19 protein-coding genes and 1 pseudogene are annotated in these 20619 nt (G+C 61.7%); 8 read left to right on the top strand and 12 right to left on the bottom strand.

Features of this window, described 5'->3' with window-relative positions; genetic code table 11:
* The 10 genes and pseudogenes from AC1D3C_RS03620 to AC1D3C_RS03575 form a co-directional block, all read right to left on the bottom strand.
* The gene (locus AC1D3C_RS03620; RefSeq protein ID WP_477481909.1) at positions 1-1116 is read right to left on the bottom strand and encodes an ABC transporter ATP-binding protein; all 1116 of its coding nucleotides are present in this window, start codon (positions 1114-1116) and stop codon (positions 1-3) included.
* Between the two features lie 27 nt (positions 1117-1143).
* Positions 1144-1926, bottom strand: coding sequence for a GntR family transcriptional regulator (locus AC1D3C_RS03615; RefSeq protein WP_477481908.1), 783 nt, complete (start codon positions 1924-1926; stop codon positions 1144-1146).
* Positions 1927-2146: 220 nt separating this feature from the next.
* Positions 2147-2848, bottom strand: a pseudogene (locus AC1D3C_RS03610) (M24 family metallopeptidase).
* A gap of 15 nt (positions 2849-2863) precedes the next feature.
* Positions 2864-3304, bottom strand: a complete 441-nt coding sequence (locus tag AC1D3C_RS03605) for an aminopeptidase P family N-terminal domain-containing protein (protein ID WP_477481907.1) — start codon at positions 3302-3304, stop codon at positions 2864-2866.
* Positions 3305-3306: 2 nt separating this feature from the next.
* Positions 3307-4527: a M20 family metallopeptidase gene (locus AC1D3C_RS03600; protein ID WP_477481906.1), complete on the bottom strand. Its 1221-nt coding sequence runs from the start codon at positions 4525-4527 to the stop codon at positions 3307-3309.
* 22 nt (positions 4528-4549) lie between these two features.
* Complete coding sequence (locus AC1D3C_RS03595; RefSeq protein WP_477481905.1) at positions 4550-6181, bottom strand: dipeptide ABC transporter ATP-binding protein; 1632 nt, start codon at positions 6179-6181, stop codon at positions 4550-4552.
* Positions 6182-6191: 10 nt separating this feature from the next.
* Positions 6192-7016, bottom strand: a complete 825-nt coding sequence (locus AC1D3C_RS03590; RefSeq protein ID WP_477481904.1) for an ABC transporter permease — start codon at positions 7014-7016, stop codon at positions 6192-6194.
* Positions 7009-7956: an ABC transporter permease gene (locus AC1D3C_RS03585; RefSeq protein ID WP_477481903.1), complete on the bottom strand. Its 948-nt coding sequence runs from the start codon at positions 7954-7956 to the stop codon at positions 7009-7011. Before AC1D3C_RS03585 ends, AC1D3C_RS03590 begins: the two co-directional genes overlap by 8 nt.
* A gap of 57 nt (positions 7957-8013) precedes the next feature.
* Positions 8014-9564, bottom strand: coding sequence for an ABC transporter substrate-binding protein (locus AC1D3C_RS03580; protein ID WP_477481902.1), 1551 nt, complete (start codon positions 9562-9564; stop codon positions 8014-8016).
* Between the two features lie 19 nt (positions 9565-9583).
* The gene (locus AC1D3C_RS03575; RefSeq protein WP_477481901.1) at positions 9584-10897 is read right to left on the bottom strand and encodes a M20 family metallopeptidase; all 1314 of its coding nucleotides are present in this window, start codon (positions 10895-10897) and stop codon (positions 9584-9586) included.
* A 116-nt stretch (positions 10898-11013) separates the two neighbouring features.
* On the opposite strand from AC1D3C_RS03575, the gene AC1D3C_RS03570 reads away from it, so the two are divergent.
* The gene (locus AC1D3C_RS03570) at positions 11014-11778 is read left to right on the top strand and encodes a GntR family transcriptional regulator (protein ID WP_477481900.1); all 765 of its coding nucleotides are present in this window, start codon (positions 11014-11016) and stop codon (positions 11776-11778) included.
* A gap of 63 nt (positions 11779-11841) precedes the next feature.
* On the opposite strand, the gene AC1D3C_RS03565 is transcribed toward AC1D3C_RS03570, so the two are convergent.
* Both AC1D3C_RS03565 and AC1D3C_RS03560 read right to left on the bottom strand, forming a co-directional pair.
* Positions 11842-12234, bottom strand: coding sequence for a nuclear transport factor 2 family protein (locus AC1D3C_RS03565; protein ID WP_477481899.1), 393 nt, complete (start codon positions 12232-12234; stop codon positions 11842-11844).
* Between the two features lie 6 nt (positions 12235-12240).
* Positions 12241-13137, bottom strand: a complete 897-nt coding sequence (locus AC1D3C_RS03560) for an MBL fold metallo-hydrolase (protein ID WP_477481898.1) — start codon at positions 13135-13137, stop codon at positions 12241-12243.
* Positions 13138-13313: 176 nt separating this feature from the next.
* On the opposite strand from AC1D3C_RS03560, the gene AC1D3C_RS03555 reads away from it, so the two are divergent.
* From AC1D3C_RS03555 to uxuA, 7 genes are all read left to right on the top strand, one after another.
* Positions 13314-14228 carry a LysR substrate-binding domain-containing protein gene (locus AC1D3C_RS03555; protein ID WP_477482004.1) on the top strand — a complete coding sequence of 305 codons (915 nt, stop codon included), beginning with the start codon at positions 13314-13316 and terminating at the stop codon, positions 14226-14228.
* Between the two features lie 103 nt (positions 14229-14331).
* Complete coding sequence (locus AC1D3C_RS03550; protein WP_040124396.1) at positions 14332-15045, top strand: FadR/GntR family transcriptional regulator; 714 nt, start codon at positions 14332-14334, stop codon at positions 15043-15045.
* A gap of 55 nt (positions 15046-15100) precedes the next feature.
* Entirely contained in the window at positions 15101-16075 is a 975-nt protein-coding gene (locus AC1D3C_RS03545) for a sialic acid TRAP transporter substrate-binding protein SiaP (protein ID WP_477481897.1), read from the top strand.
* Positions 16076-16256: 181 nt separating this feature from the next.
* Entirely contained in the window at positions 16257-16835 is a 579-nt protein-coding gene (locus tag AC1D3C_RS03540; RefSeq protein WP_247031315.1) for a TRAP transporter small permease, read from the top strand.
* A gap of 4 nt (positions 16836-16839) precedes the next feature.
* Complete coding sequence (locus AC1D3C_RS03535; RefSeq protein WP_477481896.1) at positions 16840-18246, top strand: TRAP transporter large permease; 1407 nt, start codon at positions 16840-16842, stop codon at positions 18244-18246.
* Positions 18247-18312: 66 nt separating this feature from the next.
* On the top strand, positions 18313-19368 hold the full coding sequence (locus AC1D3C_RS03530; protein ID WP_477481895.1) for an L-idonate 5-dehydrogenase: 1056 nt from the start codon (positions 18313-18315) through the stop codon (positions 19366-19368).
* A 10-nt stretch (positions 19369-19378) separates the two neighbouring features.
* Positions 19379-20578 (top strand): mannonate dehydratase, encoded by a 1200-nt coding sequence (uxuA, locus tag AC1D3C_RS03525; RefSeq protein ID WP_477481894.1) that lies wholly within the window; start codon positions 19379-19381, stop codon positions 20576-20578.
* Positions 20579-20619: the final 41 nt, after the last annotated feature.

Genomic DNA, 20619 nt, shown 5'->3' with positions numbered 1-20619 from the left:
TCACGAACGGCCGTTGACGGCGCGGCCGGTTTCCAGGTCGAAAATGTGAAGCCTGTCGGTCGGCATCAGCAGTTGCCGGACCTCGGCGAGCTTCTGGACATCGGACGGCGTGTCGACCTTGGCGACGACCGGCTGGCCGGCGATCCGGCAATGCAGCAGGGCTTCGGAACCAAGCGGCTCGACAAGATCGACCGTCGTCGGAATGGTCTGGACATCCGCGACCGTGCCGGTCTCAATCTCCAGATGCTCCGGCCGCAGACCGACGAGAATGCGCTGGCCCGCGTCGAGGGTGGCGGCGCTCCAGCCCGGGAGCGTCAGCAGCGCCGGATTGTCATCGGTCCCGTCGATCCGTGCGACGGCCACGCCGTTCGCAGCGGTCACGGTTGCTTTCAGCAGGTTCATGGGCGGCGAGCCGAGGAAGCTCGCGACGAAGGCATTCGCCGGATTGAGAAAAAGCTCCATGGGAGAGCCCACCTGCTCGACGCGGCCGCTGTTCATCACCACGATGCGGTCGGCGAGCGTCATCGCCTCCACCTGGTCGTGGGTCACGTAGATGCTGGTGACGCCCATGCGGTTGTGCAGCCGGCGGATTTCGGCGCGCATCTGGGTGCGCAACTTGGCGTCAAGGTTCGAAAGCGGTTCGTCGAAAAGAAAGACCCTTGGCTTGCGCACGATCGCGCGTCCCATCGCCACCCGCTGTCTTTGACCGCCGGAAAGGTCCGCGGGCTTGCGCTTCAGGTAGGGCGTCAGATCGAGGATCGTCGCCGCCTCGCTGACAGCTGCCTCGACCACTGCATTCTTCTCGCCGCGGACGCGCAGGCCGAAGGCGATATTTTCCGCGACATTGAGATGCGGGTAGAGCGCATAATTCTGGAAGACCATGGCGACATCGCGATCCTTGGGCGCCATGCGGTTGACGACGCGCCCACCGATGGAGATCGTGCCGCCGGAGATATCCTCAAGCCCGGCGACCATGCGCAACGTTGTCGACTTGCCGCAGCCCGACGGGCCGACCAGGACGACGAATTCTCCCTGCACCACCGACAGATCGATAGAATGCACGACTTCGAGTGCGCCGTAGCGTTTCACTACGTCGTTCAATTCCACTGCAGACATTTCAGTTTCCTCCCGCTGCGTCCGCCTTCAGGTCAGACTGCGCCGCGGCCTCCGTTTTTCCGTCGTTGTTGCATTGATGGATTCGATGTAGCTCCACAGCTTCGGATCTTTTGAAAGCTCCGTGATCTTGCTTTCCAACGAACCCAGATGCCGGGTCATCGCCGCCACCGCGGCATCCGGGGACGCAGCCCCGATAGCCTCGACAATGGCGCGATGTTCCTCGATCACCTCGCCGGTGCGGCGCACCCCGAACACCATCTTCAGATGACGCATGCGGTCGATTTCCCCCTTCGCCTGGTTGACGAACGACCAGACGCCGCTGAGGCGCGCCGCCGCAAAGATCGCCTTGTGAAAGCTCTCGTCCAGTTCGAAGAAGCTGGTGTAGTCCTCGCTCTCGACGGCCTCGATCTGCTGGTTGAGCAGGAGTTCCAGGCGGCCGAGATCCTCGAACGTGTGGCGCTTGGCCGCTTCGGCTGCAGCTCCCGCCTCCAGACGGAACCGGATAAAGCAGGCCTCGATGTAACGCTGCACCTCGATCGTCGCGACGAACGTGCCCCCTTGCGGGACAACCTTGATCAGGCCCTCTTCCGAAAGACGGATGATTGCCTCACGCACCGGCGTCTTGCTGACATGCAGGATCGCCGCAACCTCCTTTTCGGGAAGCGCGCGGCCGGGAAGCAGCCTGACTTCGACGATAAGCTGCCGCAGCAGGCGATAAACCTTGTTGGTCGTATTGCCCGTGCCTTCCATCAGGAACGGCCGGAGCAGTTCCTCAAGGGGAAGAGCAGGAATCTGCACGACTTCAGACATATCTATCCACCAACTGATATCTTAGTTGCCAGATTGATGTCCTAGCTGAGAATTGTCAAGATCGTATCTTCAAGATTCTCCAGCGCCAAAAGACCCACCGCAACGGAGCGTCGCGCGGCGTATGGAGGCGAGGTCCGGATGTGCGTGAATCAGCGCTTTGCTGCGAGCGCCTACATGCCTACATAAAGTGGCCAGGAGCGGCACGGCAGGCGCAGGGGGTCTATAACCCCGAGAGCGTCTGCTCGAATGAGTGCCTGGCGAGACCTGTCAGAACACATCGCGGGCTGGTCGTCAGGCGGACACCTCCATCCGCTCCGACAACAACGGTCTCGCTGAAACCAAGCCCCTGCGCCGTCGCATAGAGATGGAAGACCATGCCTTCTTCCAGAACCCAATGGGATGTCGGCAGGAAAACCCTCGAAAAGTCGCTGCTGCGCGGCGTGCGGGTATAGAGGCCCAATGTGTAAGCCGTCACGTTCTCGTATGTCGGCCGCAGATGTGCGTTAAGCGCGCCCTGCCGCATGATGGCATCGATATCGCGAGCGACGGCACCGGGCTTCATCGCGGCGATCTGGCGATCCTACAGCGCCACGAGCTTTTCGGCAGCCGCATTGAGGGCGACCGACGGCTTCCCGACCACGACCGGCCGCATCATGCGGGCGCCATAGTTTCCAACGCGCGGAATGAGCTCGACATGCAGCACGTCGCCCTGCATGATCGTTTCGGTCTTGAACGCACCATGCAGAAACTCGTGGCTGCCGGTGGCCTTGACAACGGGGCCGACTTCGCCGGTATCGGCACCTTCACGCAGGAAGACCTGCGAGGCGATTGCCGCCGCATCGCGGGTGGTCATTCCCGGACGAGCCTGTCTTGCGATCGCCAGCATCGCCTTGTCGGCGATTGCGGATGCCCGGCGGAGGATGGCAATCTCCTCCTCCTACTTGACCCAGCGCAGGCTGTCGCTAAGCCCCGGCATGGGAATGAAGCGCGCATCCGGCAGCAGCGCCGAAAGCCGCATGAACGTCGCGGCGCTCATGCTGTAGGAATTGGTGTCGAGGCCGATGCGTGCTCCGGCAAATCGGCGTTCGCGGATGCTTGCCGCGACGGCCGCTTGCGCGTCGTCGGTATCGGCGAAGCCGACCACGTCGGAAATCCAGCTCTTTTCCCGGCACGGCGCCTCGTCCAGCGCCCGCAGCGTAAACCAGGCATCGCCCTGGCGCGGCAAAAAGGCGGCGCGGTACATGGTTTCGGAAACGGTGTAGCCGGTCAGCCAGGCCAGCAACTCGCCGCTATCGACGAGCAGCAGATCGACGCCGGCGGATGCCATGGCGTCCCGGGCGCATGCGATACGGCGATCGAATTCCACCCGGGAGAACATGATCAGGCAACCTCGCAGATATCGAGGATGGTCAGCATGTAGACGCGGATCATGTCGAGATAGTCGACGATGTCGACACGCTCGTCGGGCATGGTGTTGTAACGGCCGCCGGGGCCGCACACGATGCCTTCCATGCCGAGTTCCTTGTAGAGATGGCCGGCATCGGTGCCATAGAAGCGGGTCGGCGTGATCGCGCCGGTCGGTTGTTTTTCGCCGCGCACAGCTTCATAGGCCGCGTTGATCGATTTGACGATGCGCGATGTCGGCGAGACCTCGAAGGGCGGCATCAGCGGGCGACCCTCGATCAATTCCGGAACCAGCTTTGCCCTGAGGCCGGGGAAGCGGCCTTCGAGAGCCACCAGTTCCTTTTCGAGATCGGCCAGCACGCCCTCCTGCGTCTGCCCCGGCGCATAACGGCACGAGCCCTTGAGGCGGACGAAATCCGCGACCTGCGGCGGACGCCATTCTTCGAGACTGCGCCCGAGGGCACCATGAACGACGCCGACATGGCCGCGGTTGATCGACCGGTGCACGTCGCTCCTGGCGCCGCTGAAGGTCATGGCGTTGATGCGCGGGATGATGTCGCAGGCTGCGGCGATCGCATCGACGGATTCCTCGCGTTTGGAGAGATGGCGCGTGTCGCCGGTCAGCTCGATGACATAGCTGAGAGCTGCCGCATGCATGGTGACGGCGACGAGATCGCTCGGCTCGCTGTTGATGAAATAGTCCGCCTTGACGCCGTGTCTGATCGCCGCAAGCGTGCCGACGCCGCCCTGCAGTTCGCCGACCACGAAGGTCAGGATAACGTCGCCCTTGAGCCTGACGCCGGCATCGAGCAGCGTCTTTACCGCGCAGAAATAGGCGGCATCGCCGGCCTTCATGTTCGACACGCCGATACCGTAGATGAACTTGTCATCGACGAGGCCGGCATAGGGATCGACCGTCCAGCCTTCGGTGACCGGGTTGGTGTCGAGATGGCCGTTGAACAGCAGGCTCTTGCCGCCGCCGGTACCCCTGAGGCGCCCGATCGTGTTGAAGCGGCGGCCTTCGTCGAAGGGCTGCAATTCGGCTTCGACCCCGATCTTTTCCAGTTCGCCGGCCATATAGCGCGCAAGATCGCGCTCGCCATCGGTTTCCGAATGGCTCTTGTGCTGGACCATCTTCGATAGGAAATCGAGGCAGGCCTTTTCGTCGATCCGATCCACCAGGGACTTCGGGTCCATTGTCATACTCCTTGATGCATTGTCATAGGTATTGGCCCGCCGCGCGCGGCACCGCCTCGATCAAGCGGCGGGTATATTCGGCGCGATCCTGGCTATCGATGTCCGCTGCCGGTGCGATCTCGACGAGATTGCCGCGATACATCACGGCGATCCGGTGGGCGATCTGGCGGATAAGGTTGAGGTCGTGGGTAATGAACAGGTAGGCGGTGCCGCTGGCCTTCTGCAGTTCCAGCAGCAGCTGGACAATGGACGCCTGCACCGATACGTCGAGCGCGGAAGTGATCTCGTCGCAGATCACCAATTTCGGCTTGGAGGCAAACGCACGGGCGATCGCGACGCGCTGTTTCTCGCCGCCCGACAGCTGATGCGGATACCTCTGCGCATGGGTGCGCGGCAGGCGCACCTGCTCCAGCATGTCGCCGACCTTCTGGTCGAGATGAGACGCGTCCCCGAACAGCTTCAGCGGCCGCGACAGGATCTCGCTGATCTTCTGGCGGGGATTGAGCGAAGCGTCGGGGTGCTGGAAGATGATCTGCACATCCTTGCGATAGGCATTGTCCATGTCGCCAAGGTTCCTGATTTCGCGACCGTCGAACCAAATCTTGCCCTCGAAGCGGTTGAGACCGGTCATCGCCTTCGCTAGGGTCGATTTACCGGAGCCGGATTCACCGACGATGCCGAGAATCTCCCCCGGATTGATGCTGAGGCTGATGGCATTGTTGCCGGCAACGCGTTCGGTGGCGCGGCCGGTGAGTGCTGCCAGAAACGGCTTGCGGCCATAATGGACGCTGACGTTTTCGACCCGCACCAGCGGCTTGTCCGTGTCAACGACAATGTCACCGACCAGCCTGCGGGCCGGATCGGGAACCGCTGCGATCAGCTCGCGGGTATAACTCTGCTGCGGATTGGCAAAGATATCACGCACCGCACCCTGCTCTACGATGTCGCCGCGACGGATGACGGCGACGCGGCTGGCCGTGCGCGACACCAGCGCCAGATCGTGGGAAATGTAGAGCGAGGCGACACCGGTCTCGGCCTGCAGTTCCACGAACAGGTCGAGGATCTGGCATGAGGTGATGACGTCGAGCGCCGTCGTCGGTTCGTCGAAGATGATGCATTCGGGATTGCAAGCAAATGCCGATGCGATGACGACGCGCTGCTTCTCGCCGCCCGATGCCTCGTGCGGCATGCGGTTCATCATCGCGGCCGGCGTCTTCAGACCGACGCGATCCAGCATTGCCTCGCCTTCCTTCCAGGCCTGCTGCCGTGTCAGCCCGCGGTGACGGACCAGCACCTCGGCGAGCTGGGTGCCGAGCGACAGGGTCGGGTTGAGCGACGTGCTGGGATCCTGGAACACCATGCTGATCCGCCGGCCGCGAAAGGCCTCGATCTGGGCATCGGTCTTTTCGAGCAGGTTCTCGCCGCTCAGCAGGATGCGGCCGCCCGGTTCGCGGGCGTTCTTGGGCAGATAGCGCATGATCGACCAGGCAAGCGAGGTCTTGCCGGAACCGGATTCACCGACCAGGCCGAGGATTTCGCCGCGGTGGACGGAAAGGTCGATGTTCTTGAGCGCATGGAAGACGCCGGAGGCCGTGTCATAATCCAACGAGTAGTTCTCGATCGCGAGAACTGGAGTTTCTGGTTTTGTCGTCATGGTCGTGGCCTCAGGTTCGCGGATTGAGGGCATCGCGAAGACCGTCGCCCAGAAGGTTGAAGCCGACGGCGACGACGGCGATCGCCACGCTCGGCCAGATCAGGATGCCGGCACTCAGGTGCATGTAGCGGCGCGCCTCCGAGACCATCAGGCCCCATTCGGCCGCCGGCGGCTGTGCGCCGAGACCGAGAAAACTGAGGGTCGCAAACAACATGACCGCGAAGGAAATGCGGATCGTCATCTCGACGATGATCGGCGCGATGACGTTCGGCAGCATTTCCCGCAGGATGATGTAGGCGGAGCTTTCGCCACGGGCGACCGCCGCATTGACATAATCCTGCTTGCGCACCGACAGCGCGACGCTGCGGGTGATGCGGGCCATGCCCGGCGCGAACGCGATGGCAACGGCGATCAGCGCGTTGACCGTACTGGACCCAAGGAGGTTGACCACCAGAAGCGCAAACAGCAGGCTCGGGATCGACATGACGGCATCGACGGTGCGCATGATCAATTCGTCCGCCCGGCCGCCGAGGAAGGCGGAGGTGGTGCCGACGAAGGCGCCGAGCAGCGTGCCGGCGATGGTTGCGAGCACGGCCATGACGACGGTGGCGCGGGCGCCGATCAGCAGGCGGCTGAAGATGTCGCGGCCGTATTGATCGGTACCCAGCCAATAGGCGGCGCTCGGCCCCTTGTATCGTGCGAGCGGCGCAAGAGTTTCCGGGTCGTGCGGCGCGAGCATCGGTCCGAGCAGCACGATCACCAGCACCAGCAGGACAAGCAACATGCCGATCGCGCCCTGCGGCGTGCGCAGGAGGCGTTTGATGAAATCAGTCATACTGGATCCTCTTGTCGAGCCAGGCATAGAGGATGTCGGCGATGAAATTGACGATCGAATAGGTGGCAGCCATGATCAGCACGCCGGCCTGGATGGCCGGCAGGTCACGCGCCTGGATCGCCACGATCAACTGGCGGCCGATGCCGGGAATGGCAAAGATCTCTTCGACGACGATGACGCCACCGAGCAGGTAGCCGACATCGAGCGCAACGATGGTAATGGTCGGCAACAGCGCATTGCGCAGCGCGTGGCGACGAAGGACTTGTCCGCGCGATATCCCCTTCAGCCGGGCGGCGCGGATATAATCGGTGTGCAGCACGTCGACGAGCTCCGAGCGAACCATCCGCGAGACGTGGGCGATCAGGATCACCGAAATGACGCAGACCGGCAGGACCAGATGCGCGATGCCGCCGACAAAATTTTCGGTGAGCGGCACATAACCGGTCGGCGGCAACCATTTCATCAGGTCGGCGAAGACGAGGACGGCGACCGTCGCCGTGACGAATTCGGGAAGCGCCACGCCGGCATAGGAGATCAGGCTGACGACCATGTCGGCGATCTTGCCCCGACGGACGGCGGCGATGATGCCGAGCGGAATGGCGAGAACCAGCATCAGGCCGATCGACAGGAAGGCCAAAAGCAGTGAACGGCCGAGTGCCTCGAACATGACGGGGCCGACGGGCTGGCCGGTGCGCAGCGAAGTGCCGAGATCGCCCTGCAGCACGTGGCCGAGCCAGATTGCGTATTGCTGCCACACGGGAGCGTTGAGCCCCATGTTTTGACGCAGCGCAGCGAGGGCGTCCTGTGTCGCATTCTCACCCAGCATCATGACGGCGGCATCGGCCGGCAGGATCTGGGTGATGGCGAAAACGATGAGCGATACGATGAAGAGCGTATAGACGATCATCACCAGCCGCTTGGCTATATAGTTCGGGGACACGGTCGTGTTCCTTGTTCCACCAGCCGGACGCTCAAGGAGCGTCCGGCATAGTTGGGGTTAGCCGCGCTTGGGCGCCTTATCGGTCAGGGAGGCGTAGTCGAGGCGGAAGACCGAGGCGCGCGGATGAGCTTCGTAACCCTTCACCCAGCTCCGCTTGGCCGACAGCACGTCGAAGAAGGACGGGATGATCGAGGGTACTTCCTCGTTCATCAGTTCCTGAGCCTTGGTGTAAAGCTCGGTGCGCTTGGCCGCGTCGATCGTGCCGCGAGCTTCGGCGACCAGGGCGTCGAAGGCCTTGTTGTTCCAGCGCGTCTCGTTCCAGGAGGCATCCGAGGTATAGAGAAGCTTGAAGATTCCGTCCGGAGTCGGCTGCATGTTGTAGAAGCCGACGTAGAAGCTGCCCTTCTTCCACACCTGCTCCAGATAGGTGGCGTGCGGCATCGTCTGGACGTTGATGGTAATGCCGGCTTCCTTGGCCATTTCCTTGAGGGCGACGGCAAGCTGTGTGCGCACCGCCGGGCGGTCGGAGGCGATGAGCGTCGCTTGCAGGCCATTTGGGAAACCGGCTTCCGCGAGCAGCTTCTTGGCTTCCGCGATATTCTTCTGGCGCTGTTTGGCAGCCTTGAAGAACTGGTAGGACGGGTTCAGCGGCGTGTCGTTGCCCGGCGTGCCAAAACCTTCGGTAACGAAATTGACCATCGCCTCGCGATCGACCGTGAGCGCGATCGCACGGCGGACGCGCGCGTCGTTGAACGGCGCGGTGTCGCAACCGAAGTTGATGTTGCAGAACTGGCCGGACGGCGTGCGCAGGACCTCGACGCCGTCATTGCCGTCGAGCCGCAGGTATTCGGTCGGCTGCAGCGTCGAGATGATGTCGACATTGCCGGCGATCATCGCCGAACCTTCGGCGGAGATATCCGGGAATACCTGGACCTCGATACGATCGAGATAAGGGCGTGCCGGGTCGTAATAGTTCGGGTTGCGTTCGACGACGATCAGACGGTCCGGCTCGTAGGATACCAGCTTGAACGGGCCGGTGCCCACAGCCTTGGTGGCAAGGCTCTTGAGGTCGCCGGTGGCGATCGAGGCCGGAATGACGCGAGCGTTGGTGTAGGCCATTGCGACCGGCAGGTCGGCATAGGCGCCGGAGAGCTTGAACAGCACCGTTGTATCGTCGACGGCGACGATGTCGGAGATCGGGCCGACATTGTTGCGGCCGGGCGACGCGGTTGCCGGATCGAGGATTGCCTTGAAGGTGGCGACGACGTCCTTTGCCGTGAACGGCGAGCCGTCATGGAAGGTCACGCCCTTGCGCAGCTTGAACGTCCATTCGGTCAGGCCAGCGTTGGGCGTCCAGCTTTCGGCCAGGTCCGGCTCGACCGACATGTCGACCTTCAGGCGTGTCAGGTTGCTATAGAGCAGTTCGGTCACCAGGTATTCCGGGTTGACGCGGGTCAAAAGCGGATGGATGACGCTTGCAGCCTGGTCGACGGAGATGCGCAGCGTGCCGCCCTTGGCCGGCTTTGCGGTTTGCGCCAGGCCAAGCGCCGGTGCAGCAAAGACGGCGGCGGTGCCGGCGAGGAAGAGGCGACGTTTCATTTCCAGCATTTTTCAGTTCCCTTATGGTTCAGGCGCGGTTTTCAGGAATGGCGTCGGCGGCAAAGTCCGCCGCGAGATAGGCCAGTATGCTTTTCGCCAGGGCGATGATGTCCTGGCGGGTGGTATGCTCTTCAGGACTGTGGATGCAGCTTTCCGGGCGGCCGAGCCCGCCCAGCAGCACCTCCTGTGCAAAACCGGACTTCTGCACGTAGCCGAAATCGGAGCAGCTTGCGGCGCCCCATTTTTGAAAGTCTTCCGGCTTGTAGCCGAAGCCCAGCGACAGCGCCTCTTGCCAGCGTGGCCAATGCGGACCTTCCGGATCGTCCGTCGGGATGAGGTGTCCGACCAGATCAATTTTGAGCCCCAGCCCCGTGTCGGCAACGCTGCCGCGGATCACGCTTTCGATCTCGGCGCGCGCGTCCTCATAGTTTTCTTCGGGAGCGTAACGGCGGCTGACGAGAATCTTGACCTCCGCCGGCACCTGTCCGCCGGCGGTGCCGCCATTCACGGCCGAAATCGAAAGCTGCGGCCGCAGCGGACCTGACGCGTGCGGCGGCGGCGTCAGTGCCGATGCCCGGCTGGCCACGTCCGGCTTCAATGCCATCAAGGCATTGAGCAAGGGCAAGGCGCCTTCGATCGCATTGATGCCGGCGCCGGTGCGATTGCCTTCGCCTGCATGAACGGCGTGCCCCCTGATCGTCACCTGCAGATGGAACACGCCGAAGCAGCCAGCCCATATACGCGGCGCCGCTGACCCGTTGAAATTGAGGATATGACCTTTCAACTTCCCCTGCTCCGCCAGATAGCGAATGCCGGGATACAGGCCCCCCTCCTCGTCGGTGCACAGCAGCAGCATCGGATCGTAATAAAGAGGCAGGCCGCATTTTTTGGCAGCCCGCAACGCCAGTAGGGTTGCCGCGATCGTGCCCTTCATGTCCGCTGCGCCGAGCCCGAACAGATCGTCACCCTCGACGGTCAGTTTCAAAGGATCGCGCGCCCAGCCCGGCGCGGCCGGGACCGTGTCGACGTGATAATAGAGACCGCAGACGGGCTTTCCCGTTTCGCGGGTGGCAATCAGGTTGGTTCGCTCGCCGGATGCCGGCCCACCGGCCACGTACCAAAGATCCCGCGGCACGACGACCCGCTCGAACTCAAAGCCCAGGGGCGAAAGGAGTTCGGCCATCAGATCGGCAAAAGCGTCATAGCCCAGACCTGGCGGGAATGAGGTGTCAACTTCGATCATCCGGGCCAGATCATCGACAGCAACCTCGACATCCCGCTCAATCGCTGCCATGGCAGATCCAAGGACCTGTTGCGAAGAAGCTGGTTGCGGCGTGTTCATGGCAGTGTCCTCGGTACCCGTCGCGCCAGCCTCCCCAGCTTGCGCTTTAATATAAACTATATAGTAATACTGCGTAGATCGAGACCCTGAGTCAACTCCAAAGAAGAGGCAAATCATTGCCGGAACTGCCCAATAATTCATCAGGAGTGATCAAGCTGACGGAGTTGTCGTTGCCGCTCTATGAAGTGGTCAAACGACAGATCACCGAAGCGATCATGCTCGGCAAGTTGGAACCGGGTTCGGTTCTGCCGAGCGAAGTGGCGCTGTCGCAAACCTATGGCGTGGCCGTGGGCACCATCCGGCGGGCGCTGATGGATCTCACCAATGACGGCCTTCTCAGCCGTCGTCGCAAGACCGGCACCGTCGTGACCGGCCGCAAGCCGCAGCACAGCCTGCGCCTGTTTTTTCAGTATTTTCGACTGCACGGGCTGGACGGTTCGCTCAGCAAATCGGTTACCAAGGTGACTTCGCTCGACAGGAGCGTTGCTTGCGGGGCCGATGCGCGAAAACTTCAGATCGAGGAAGGCTCGCCGATCGTCACCTTCCACCGGGTGCGTTACGTCGACGAGCGGCCGATCATGCACGAGACACTGACGCTTTCCCGCGAACGCGTTCCGGACTTCCCGGAAAGGCCGGAGGAAATCCCTCAGCTCTTCTACCTGCATCTGCTGGAAAATTACGGGATCCGCATCTCGGCCATACGCGAACAGATCGGTGCCGATCTTGCGAACGATTTCGATGCCCGGTGGCTGGATCTGGCCCTACCCGCTGCCGTTCTGACGATCGACGAGGTCGCCTATGATCAACTGGCGGTCCCGGTTCTCATCTCCGCCCATCGGGCGACGACCGCACACCATAGGTATGTCAATGAGGTTCAATGAGAATGTGGCCGTTGACGGTGGTGGACGACTATCCTGAACGGGAAGTCGTCCATCCTGTCGCCGTCAGTTCTCCAATGCCTGCATGACGAGATGGCTGTCGACATATTGGACCATGGTGGCGATCTTGCCATCGGATACGCGGTAGAGATGGGCAAAGCTCGCGGTCATCGACTTGCTCGTGGCCTTGTAGGTGCCGGAATAGACGCCGAAGGCGGCTACGCGATCGCCGTCCTCCAGATAGGTGTGGACTTTGGCGCTGTAGCCGATCCATTCGGTGGCGAGCCTGTGGAAGACACCGGCAATGATGGCGTCGGTTCCGACATAGGTGCCGGCATAGGGAAAACCTTCGGCTTCCGTCCAGGTCGCATCGGGCGCCAGGGCAGCAACTAAGTTGCGGCCATTATCTTCCGAGGTGCCCTCATACGTGGCACGGATGAGATCGAGATTTGCACCCATGACCGGTCAGCCCCACTTCATCTCGCCCGTGGCGACCTTGGAGCCGATGTCCAGGGCAATGCCCATGCCGAGACCCGGGAAGCGCGCTTCCATCGCCGCCTTCAGCCCAGCCGAACCCTTGGCCTTGGCCAGTTCTTCCTCGAACGCCTTCAGATAGGCAAGGGTATGCGCGACACCTGAAAGGTCAGTCGACGCTTCCGGGGTCATATGGCCGGCGACCACGATTGCCGGTTTGCGCGCTGCGATCTTCTCGAGATTGGCGATCCAGGCGGCCCGCAGTTCGGCGCTGTTGGTGTCCGCAGTCCAGACATGGACGCCATTGAAGATCATCACGCCGCCGAATACGGCGTTCAGCGACGGGACGAAGAGATAGCGGCGATTGGGCAAGCCTTCCGCGTCGACGATCTCGATGGTTTCGCCGTCCACCGTCAGCGTCTTGCCGTCAAAGGCTTCCGGAAGAACGACGTCGGCCAGTGTCTGCGGACCGTTTTCCTTGAGCTGCGGACCCCAGACGGCGAGCTTCTTCTCGACGCTGCCCTTGATGGCGGCAACGGTTGCCGACGCGGCGATTACCTTGGCATCCGGGAAAGCCGCCTTGATCGGCCCAAGGCTGAAATAATAATCCGGATCCGACTGGCTGACGTAGATCGTCGTAAGCGTCTTGCCAGTCGCCTTGATCACGTCCGCCAGCGCCTTGCCGTCGGGAAGCGTGAAGCCGCCGTCGATCAGTACGGCTTCCGTCGCACCGGAAACCAGAACGGGAGCGCGGAAAAAGCCATTCTGTCCGGCGGGGAAATGCTTCCAGGTCAGGGTTCCGGCTGCATGGCCAAGTCCTGCAGGGGCAAAAACGGCGGTGGCGCCTGCGGCGAGAGTGGTTTTCATGATCGTTCTCCTTGTAAACATGGAATGTCTCCGGTGTTTCGTTCGCTATCTGGGACTGAGAGATGACGGCCTTGCAGGTTTTGCTTCTCCTGCCTCGCTCCTTGTGAAGCCAAAGATGACACGGCGGGATAGAACGAAGAAGACCAACAAATACGACAGAATGTATGCTAGGAGTTGACAGTCGCGCGGGGGCTTTTATGCAAGAAGCGAGAAATCTCAACCGGCTCGCCTATTTTGTCGCTGTCGTCGACGCCGGATCTTTCACCCGGGCGGCGGAGTATCTCGGCATAACCAAGGCAGTCGTCAGCCAGCAGGTTGCCAGGCTCGAACAGGAGGTCGGCACCACGTTGCTGATGCGCACGACGCGGCGGGTCCAGCCTACCGAGGCGGGGCAGATGTTTCACGCCCGTTGCGTGTCGATCCTCAGAGAGGCGGAGGATGCGTTGGGGGAACTGGCTCAAGCCAGGTCGGAACCCAAGGGTCTGTTGAGGATCACCGCACCCTACGACTATGGCACGTCGGTCGTCGTGCCTTTGGTCACCGCCTTCACGTCCCGCTATCCGGATTGCAGGGTGGAACTCAATCTCAGCGACAGGATGGTCGATCTGGTCTCCGAGAACATGGACCTCGCCCTGCGCGTCGGGTGGCTGGCCGACTCAAGCCTCCAGGCCAGACGGATCGGCTTCTTTCGGCAATATCTTGTCGGCCCGCCTCAGTTTGCCGCACGACTAGCGGAATTAAACGGGCTCGCCGATTTGCCCGCCCTGCCCTTCGTTGCCAATAACGCACTGCGAGAACCTTTGGAATGGACGTTTACGCGCGGCGATCAGGAGGCACTCACGGTGCGGTTCAAGGCGGCCATCGCGATCAATACCACGCCGGCGGTCATGGAAGCGGTAAGGCAAGGTGGCGGATTGTCCGTCCTGCCGGATTTCCTCGCGACTGCTGACTTGGCCGATGGACGCCTTGTTCACGTCCTGCCTGAATGGCAGCTGCCGTCGGGCGGCGTGTTCACGGTCTATCCGGCTGCACGTTTTCGCCCGCCTAAGGTTTCCGCATTCGTGGACATGCTGATAGCGGCGTTGAGAACGGAAACACCGCGCGCGGAATAGGCAGATGGACACTTGACAGATTTTTCAATTAACCCATAGTAGAAATTGGTCAGACAATCTGACCGCTTGCGCATCAGAGGAGTGATGCGCTCGGAGGAATTCGATGTTCGTGGCCTTGGAGCCGCGCCGGCTTTATCGCCAGGTTGCGGAGCAGATTCGTACGCTGATCGATACGGGGGAGTTGAAGCCGGGTTCGAGGCTGCCGCCCGAACGAGAGCTTGCCGAGCGATTTTCCGTTTCACGGCCGACGGTCCGCGAGGCTCTGATCGTGCTCGAGGTCGAAGGTCGGATCCAGATCCGGATGGGATCCGGCGTCTATATCAGCAGTACTCCGCGACAGCCCGCCAGCGTCCTGCCGAACGACGAAGGAGGCGGTCCCCTGGAAATCCTTCAGGCGCGCTGCCTGATCGAAAGCAGCATCGCGGAGGAGGCCGCGCGTCTGGTGACGCCCGATGGCATCGCCCGGATCGATCTGCTTTTGGAGCGCATGGAGCAGTCGCTGGACGACGGCCCGGTCGCTCTTGCCTGCGACCGCGATTTTCATACGGCGATCGCCGACATCATCGGCAATTCGGCCCTGAAGCACTTCACCGGGCTGATCTACGATACGCGGATGTCGCCCTATTTTACGAAGCTCGCCAGCTATTTCGAAGGGCCGCACACATGGAAGCTGGCGCTTGAGGAGCACCGCATCATTCGTGACGCCATTGCAGCGGGAGACCCTGCCGCGGCACGCGAGGCCATGCGCCGTCATCTGACGCTGGCGCAAAAGAGATTCTCGGAAAGCTTCGAGGAGGAGCAGACCAGAGAAGACTGACCTCCACCACTGCGGTGGGGTCGACCATACAGTTCCGTTTCACTGGGAGGAAAGAATGAAACACCGACTGAAGACATTGCTTGGCGTCGCCGCAGTCATCATTGCATCGACGGTTTCGGCGCATGCCGAAACCGTGCTGAAATGGGCTCATGTCTATGAGACATCCGAGCCTTTCCACACCGACTCCGTCTGGGCCGCCGGCGAAATCGCCAAGCGGACCAATGGCCGCTATAAGATCGACGTATATCCGGCTTCACAGCTTGGAAAAGAAGCCGACATCAACCAGGGCCTCAAGCTCGGCACCGTGGATATCATCATCTCCGGCTCCAGTTTTGCGGCGCGCGATTACAAGCCGATCGGCGTCACCTATTATCCCTATATCTTCCGCGATGCGAGCCACCTGATCGCCTATACCAAGAGCGACATCTTCAAGCGTCTTGCCAAGGGCTATGAAGACAAGACCGGCAACCATATCGCCGCCGTAACCTATTACGGAACGCGCCACACCACATCCAACAAGCCGATTTCCAAGTGCGCCGACCTGCAGGGCGTGAAGATGCGCGTGCCGGATGTTCCAGCCTATCTCGCCATGCCGCGGGCCTGCGGCGCCAATACAACGCCGATCGCCTTTGCCGAAGTTTACCTCGCCCTGCAGAATGGGACGGTCGACGCGCAGGAAAATCCGCTGACCACGATCGAGGCGAAGAAGTTTTATGAAGTGCAGAAGAATATCGTCCTGACCGGCCATATCGTCGACCACCTCAACACGCTGTTTTCGAAAAAGCTCTGGAACAGCCTGTCAGACGAGGACAAGAAGATCTTCTCCGACGTCGCGCAGGAAGCCAGCGTGCGCTCATCGAAAACGATCGACGCTCGTGAAAAGGAACTGGTCGACGAGTTCAAGAAGAAGGGCCTGACCGTGACGGAAGTCGACAAGGCGGACTTCCTGAAGAACGTCGTCGAAAAGGTCAAGCTCGAAGAATTCGGCTATGAAAAGGCCGACTGGGAAGCAATCCGCGCAATCAAGTAAAGCCCGTGGCGCGGTCTTCGGGCCGCGCCTGTTCGACAATTCCTTCCATTGCGCATGGGACCTGCCGTTTCGGCTGGCCACCAGGCAGGCCCGCCGCACCTTTCTGAAGGCTGCGGCGGCTCGCCCGGCGGCGAACGTTTTCCCGGCGCAGTGAGGTTCATATCCGCACAGGATGCTATCGATGTCAGCGTCGCAGGAAATTCATACCAAGGTCACGCCTGAAGAACTTGCCCATACATTTGACGAGGCGCCAACTGAGGCCAATCTCAGCGCCTATGCGTTCGAGGACTGGATCACCCTGGCCCTTTTCTGGCTGATGACGGGTTGCGTCTTCCTCCAGTTCTTCACGCGCTACGTCCTCAACAACAGTTATGCCTGGACAGAGGAAATCGCCGTCAACTGCCTGATCGGCGTGGTGTTCCTGGGCGCTGTGATGTGCGTGCGCACGTCACGCCATATCCAGGTGGATGTCCTCTATCATTACCTGCCCGCCCGCGTGACCCGCGTGATGGCGACGGCGGTGGATCTCATCCGCATCGGCTTCTTCCTCTACGGATCATGGCTGATGTGGCGTTACATGGAGATCGTGGCGGACGAGGAGATGGTGACGGTGCAACTGCCGCGCAACATCGTCTTCTATTCCGTGCTTGCCGCCTTCGTGCTGATGCTGCTGCGCTCGATCCAGGTCTTCATCGCCAACATGCGCCGGGGTTACTCCGTTCTGGAGCGACCGGAAGCTTTCCAGAGCGTGGAGGATTGACACCATGTTGCTGCTCATAGGCTCGTTTCTTGTCCTGATGCTGATCGGACTTCCGGTCGCCGTCTCCATGGCCGTGTCATCGGTCCTGTACATTGTCTTCTATGACGTCGCGCCCGACATCATTGCCGCGCAGCGGCTGATTGCCGGCGTCGAAAGCTTTCCGCTGCTGGCGGTTCCGTTCTTCATCCTCGCCGGCAACCTGATGAATATCGCCGGCGTCACCGGCCGCATCTACGCTTTCGCCGTGGCCCTTGTCGGCTGGATGAAGGGTGGCCTCGCGCAGGTGAACATCATCGGTTCGGTGGTGTTTTCCGGCATGTCGGGAACGGCACTGGCAGATGCCGCAGGCATCGGCACCATCGAGATCAAGGCCATGCGCGATCACGGCTATCCGGTGGAAGCGGCCGTCGGCGTTACCGCGGCCTCTGCCACGCTCGGGCCGATCTTTCCGCCGTCGCTGCCCTTCGTCATCTACGGCATGATGGCAAATGTCTCGATCGGCGCTCTCTTCATGGCCGGCATCGTGCCCGGCGTCGTCATGACGGTGCTGATGATGGTCACCGTCGCGATCTTTGCCTATGTCAAACGCTGGGGCTCGGATGCCCCGTTCAGCATCAAGGGCCTGATCGGCGCGTCGTCGGAGATCCTCGTCGTCATGTTGGTCCCGGCCACCATCTGGGTTCTGCTCACGCTCGGCCTGTCGCTCAACTTTGCCATTTTCATTGCACTGGCCGCGCTGCTGATATGCGACTGGTATTTCAACTTTTCCGCGGTGATGGCGCTGATGACCCCGGTCATCCTGATCGGCGGCATGACCATGGGCTGGTTTACGCCGACGGAAGCAGCCGTCGCGGCCGTTCTCTGGTCGCTGTTCCTCGGCATGGTGCGCTACCGGACCATGACATTCCGGACGATCGCAAAGGCGACCTTCGACACGATTGAAACGACGGCATCGGTCCTGTTCATCGTGGCCGCAGCCTCCGTGTTTGCCTGGCTTTTGACGGTCAGCCAGACGGCGCAGCTCTTGTCGGAAGCGATCCTCTCCATCACCAGCAACAAATGGCTCTTCCTCATCCTGGTGAACCTGCTGATGCTGTTTGTCGGCTGCTTCCTCGATACGATCGCGGCGATCACCATCCTCGTCCCGATCCTGCTGCCGCTGGTCAAGCAGTTCGGTATCGATCCGGTGCATTTCGGATTGATAATGACGCTGAACCTGATGATCGGCCTCCTGCATCCGCCGCTCGGCATGGTGCTCTTCGTTCTGTCGCGTGTGGCGCGACTGTCCGTCGAGCGCACGACGATGGCGATCATTCCCTGGCTGGTGCCGCTCATCATCGCCTTGCTGCTGATCACCTTCATCCCGGCCATCACCCTCTGGCTGCCGACGGAGATGGGACTGATCCGCTGAAACCCGGTCCCGTACGGCTTTCTGACGCGTACGGGGCACGATCTCTCTGAAAGAGAAAGGCATCGCATGAAGACGCGCGTCGCTCGTCTCCACGGTATCCGTGACATCAGGATCGAAGATCTTGATTACCGCAAGCCCGGCCCGGGCGAAGTGCTGCTGGCCATGGCGGCGGGCGGCATCTGCGGCTCGGACCTGCATTATTACCAGGATGGCGGGTTTGGGCCGGTGCGGGTTCGCGAACCCATCATCGCCGGCCACGAGGCCTCGGGCTTCGTCGAAGCCTTGGGCGAAGGGGTTTCCGGGCTCAATCTTGGGCAACTGGTAGCGGTCAACCCATCGCAGCCCTGCGGCCATTGCCAATACTGCCGGATCGACCAGCCGATCCATTGCCTCGACATGCGTTTCATGGGCTCGGCCATGCGCCTGCCGCACGAAAACGGCATGTTCCGCGAGAGGCTGGTCGTTCCGGCGATCCAGTGCCATCCGGTGGGACGTGACGTGTCGCCGGGCGAGGCTGCCTGTGCGGAGCCGCTTGCGGTGTGCCTGCATGCCGTCGCCCTGGCCGGAGACCTGTCGGGTCGCAACGTGCTGGTCACGGGGGCAGGCCCGATCGGGCTTCTGACGGTTGCCGCCGCCCGGCATGCGGGTGCCGCGAGAATCGTGGTGACGGATCTGGCTGACGCAGCCCTGTCGCGGGCGCCGTCAATGGGAGCGACCGAAATGATCAACGTGGCCTCCGATCCGGACGGGCTCCTCCCCTTCCAGGAGAACAAGGGCAGCTTCGACGTGGTGTTCGAATGCTCGGCTTCAGGTGCGGCCCTGCGATCGGCATTTGCCGCGATCAAGCCGCGCGGAACCCTCGTCCAGGTCGGCGTGACCGGTGACATGACGATCCCGCTGAATGCGCTGGTCGGCAAGGAGATCGTCTGGCGCGGCTCGCAGCGCTTCCATTCCGAATTTGCCGAGGCGGTCGATCTGATCGCCACGCGGCGCATCGACGTGCGGCCGATCATCTCGCACAGTTTCCCGCTTGATGCGGCGACCGCGGCTTTCGAACAGGCCGAGGACCGTTCCAGGGCCTGCAAGGTGCAGATCACATTTAAACAAACTGAGAAAGCGTGAAGGACGAGACATGAGACATACGTGGCGCTGGTTCGGCCCGGTCGACAAAGTGAGCGTAAGAGACGCGGCGCAGGCCGGCGCGGAAGGCATCGTTTCGGCGCTCCACCACATTGCGACCGGCGAGGTCTGGCCGGTCGACGAGATTTCCAGGCGACACGAGGAGATCAAGGCCGGCGGCCTGGTGTGGGATGTCGTGGAGAGTGTTCCGGTTTCCGAAGACATCAAGACGCAGACCGGCGACTGGAAGCGCCATATCGCCAACTGGCAGGAAACGCTGCGGCGTCTTTCGGCCTCCGGCATCCGCACGGTCTGTTACAATTTTATGCCGATCCTCGATTGGACACGCACGGACCTGCGCTGGGACATGCGCCATGGCGCCAAGGCCATGCGGTTCGACCTGACGGATTTTGCCGCCTTCGATATCCATATCCTCAAGCGTCCCGAGGCTTACAGTGATTACCCGGAATGGCTGCAGGAGGGTGCGGCGGAACGGTTTTCCGAGATGGCCGATGCGAAGATCGCAGCCTTGGGCAAAAACATCGGGGCGGGGCTGCCGGGCTCGGCGGACGGCTATACGCTCGACCAACTGCTGGAAAAACTTCGCTCCTACCAGGGTATCGACCGGGAACGGCTGCAGCAGAACCTCGTCGACTTTCTGACTGAAGTCACGCCCGTGGCGGAAGAGGTCGGCATCAATATCTGCGCTCACGGCGACGATCCGCCCTGGCCGTTGCTTGGCCTTCCGCGCATCCTGTCGACCGAGGCCGATTACGCACATATGCTGGATCAGGTCGGCGCGCGCGCCAATGGCGTGACGCTCTGCACCGGCTCGCTGGGCGCCAGGCCCGATAACGATCTGCCCTTCATCGCCTCGCGCTTTGCCGACCGCATCCATTTCGTGCACCTGCGGAATGTGACACGGGACACCGACACGGTCCCCTGCTCTTTCTTCGAGGACGAACATCTGGAAGGCGGAACGGACATGGTTGCGGTGATCGCCGCGCTGCTTGCGGAAGAGACCCGTCGGCGCCAGGAAGGCCGCGAGGATCATCGCATCCCCATGCGGCCGGATCACGGGCAGGAAATCCTCGACGATCTGACGCGCGGAGCTCAGCCGGGCTATCCCGCCATCGGACGTCTCAAGGGGCTGGCGGAGCTTCGCGGCATCGAGAGAACTCTGATACATGCCCGCTACGGCTTGCGGGCATGATCATGAGCCACTGGTTCGGCATCGCATGTTTGCGGCCGATC

The organism is Neorhizobium sp. P1_A6 (genome assembly GCF_056406795.1).
Note: the sequence above shows the minus strand (reverse complement) of the source record. Positions and strands in the feature narration are given on the sequence as shown.

What these genes read in the sequence shown, in the direction of transcription:
- AC1D3C_RS03620 (WP_477481909.1), bottom strand. Translation starts at nt 1,116, where the DNA reads ATGTCTGCAGTGGAATTGAACGACGTAGTGAAACGCTACGGCGCACTC.
- AC1D3C_RS03615 (WP_477481908.1), bottom strand. Translation starts at nt 1,926, where the DNA reads ATGTCTGAAGTCGTGCAGATTCCTGCTCTTCCCCTTGAGGAACTGCTC.
- AC1D3C_RS03605 (WP_477481907.1), bottom strand. Translation starts at nt 3,304, where the DNA reads ATGTTCTCCCGGGTGGAATTCGATCGCCGTATCGCATGCGCCCGGGAC.
- AC1D3C_RS03600 (WP_477481906.1), bottom strand. Translation starts at nt 4,527, where the DNA reads ATGGACCCGAAGTCCCTGGTGGATCGGATCGACGAAAAGGCCTGCCTC.
- AC1D3C_RS03595 (WP_477481905.1), bottom strand. Translation starts at nt 6,181, where the DNA reads ATGACGACAAAACCAGAAACTCCAGTTCTCGCGATCGAGAACTACTCG.
- AC1D3C_RS03590 (WP_477481904.1), bottom strand. Translation starts at nt 7,016, where the DNA reads ATGACTGATTTCATCAAACGCCTCCTGCGCACGCCGCAGGGCGCGATC.
- AC1D3C_RS03580 (WP_477481902.1), bottom strand. Translation starts at nt 9,564, where the DNA reads ATGCTGGAAATGAAACGTCGCCTCTTCCTCGCCGGCACCGCCGCCGTC.
- AC1D3C_RS03575 (WP_477481901.1), bottom strand. Translation starts at nt 10,897, where the DNA reads ATGAACACGCCGCAACCAGCTTCTTCGCAACAGGTCCTTGGATCTGCC.
- AC1D3C_RS03565 (WP_477481899.1), bottom strand. Translation starts at nt 12,234, where the DNA reads ATGGGTGCAAATCTCGATCTCATCCGTGCCACGTATGAGGGCACCTCG.
- AC1D3C_RS03560 (WP_477481898.1), bottom strand. Translation starts at nt 13,137, where the DNA reads ATGTTTACAAGGAGAACGATCATGAAAACCACTCTCGCCGCAGGCGCC.
- AC1D3C_RS03555 (WP_477482004.1), top strand. Translation starts at nt 13,314, where the DNA reads ATGCAAGAAGCGAGAAATCTCAACCGGCTCGCCTATTTTGTCGCTGTC.
- AC1D3C_RS03550 (WP_040124396.1), top strand. Translation starts at nt 14,332, where the DNA reads ATGTTCGTGGCCTTGGAGCCGCGCCGGCTTTATCGCCAGGTTGCGGAG.
- AC1D3C_RS03545 (WP_477481897.1), top strand. Translation starts at nt 15,101, where the DNA reads ATGAAACACCGACTGAAGACATTGCTTGGCGTCGCCGCAGTCATCATT.
- AC1D3C_RS03540 (WP_247031315.1), top strand. Translation starts at nt 16,257, where the DNA reads ATGTCAGCGTCGCAGGAAATTCATACCAAGGTCACGCCTGAAGAACTT.
- AC1D3C_RS03535 (WP_477481896.1), top strand. Translation starts at nt 16,840, where the DNA reads ATGTTGCTGCTCATAGGCTCGTTTCTTGTCCTGATGCTGATCGGACTT.
- AC1D3C_RS03530 (WP_477481895.1), top strand. Translation starts at nt 18,313, where the DNA reads ATGAAGACGCGCGTCGCTCGTCTCCACGGTATCCGTGACATCAGGATC.
- uxuA (WP_477481894.1), top strand. Translation starts at nt 19,379, where the DNA reads ATGAGACATACGTGGCGCTGGTTCGGCCCGGTCGACAAAGTGAGCGTA.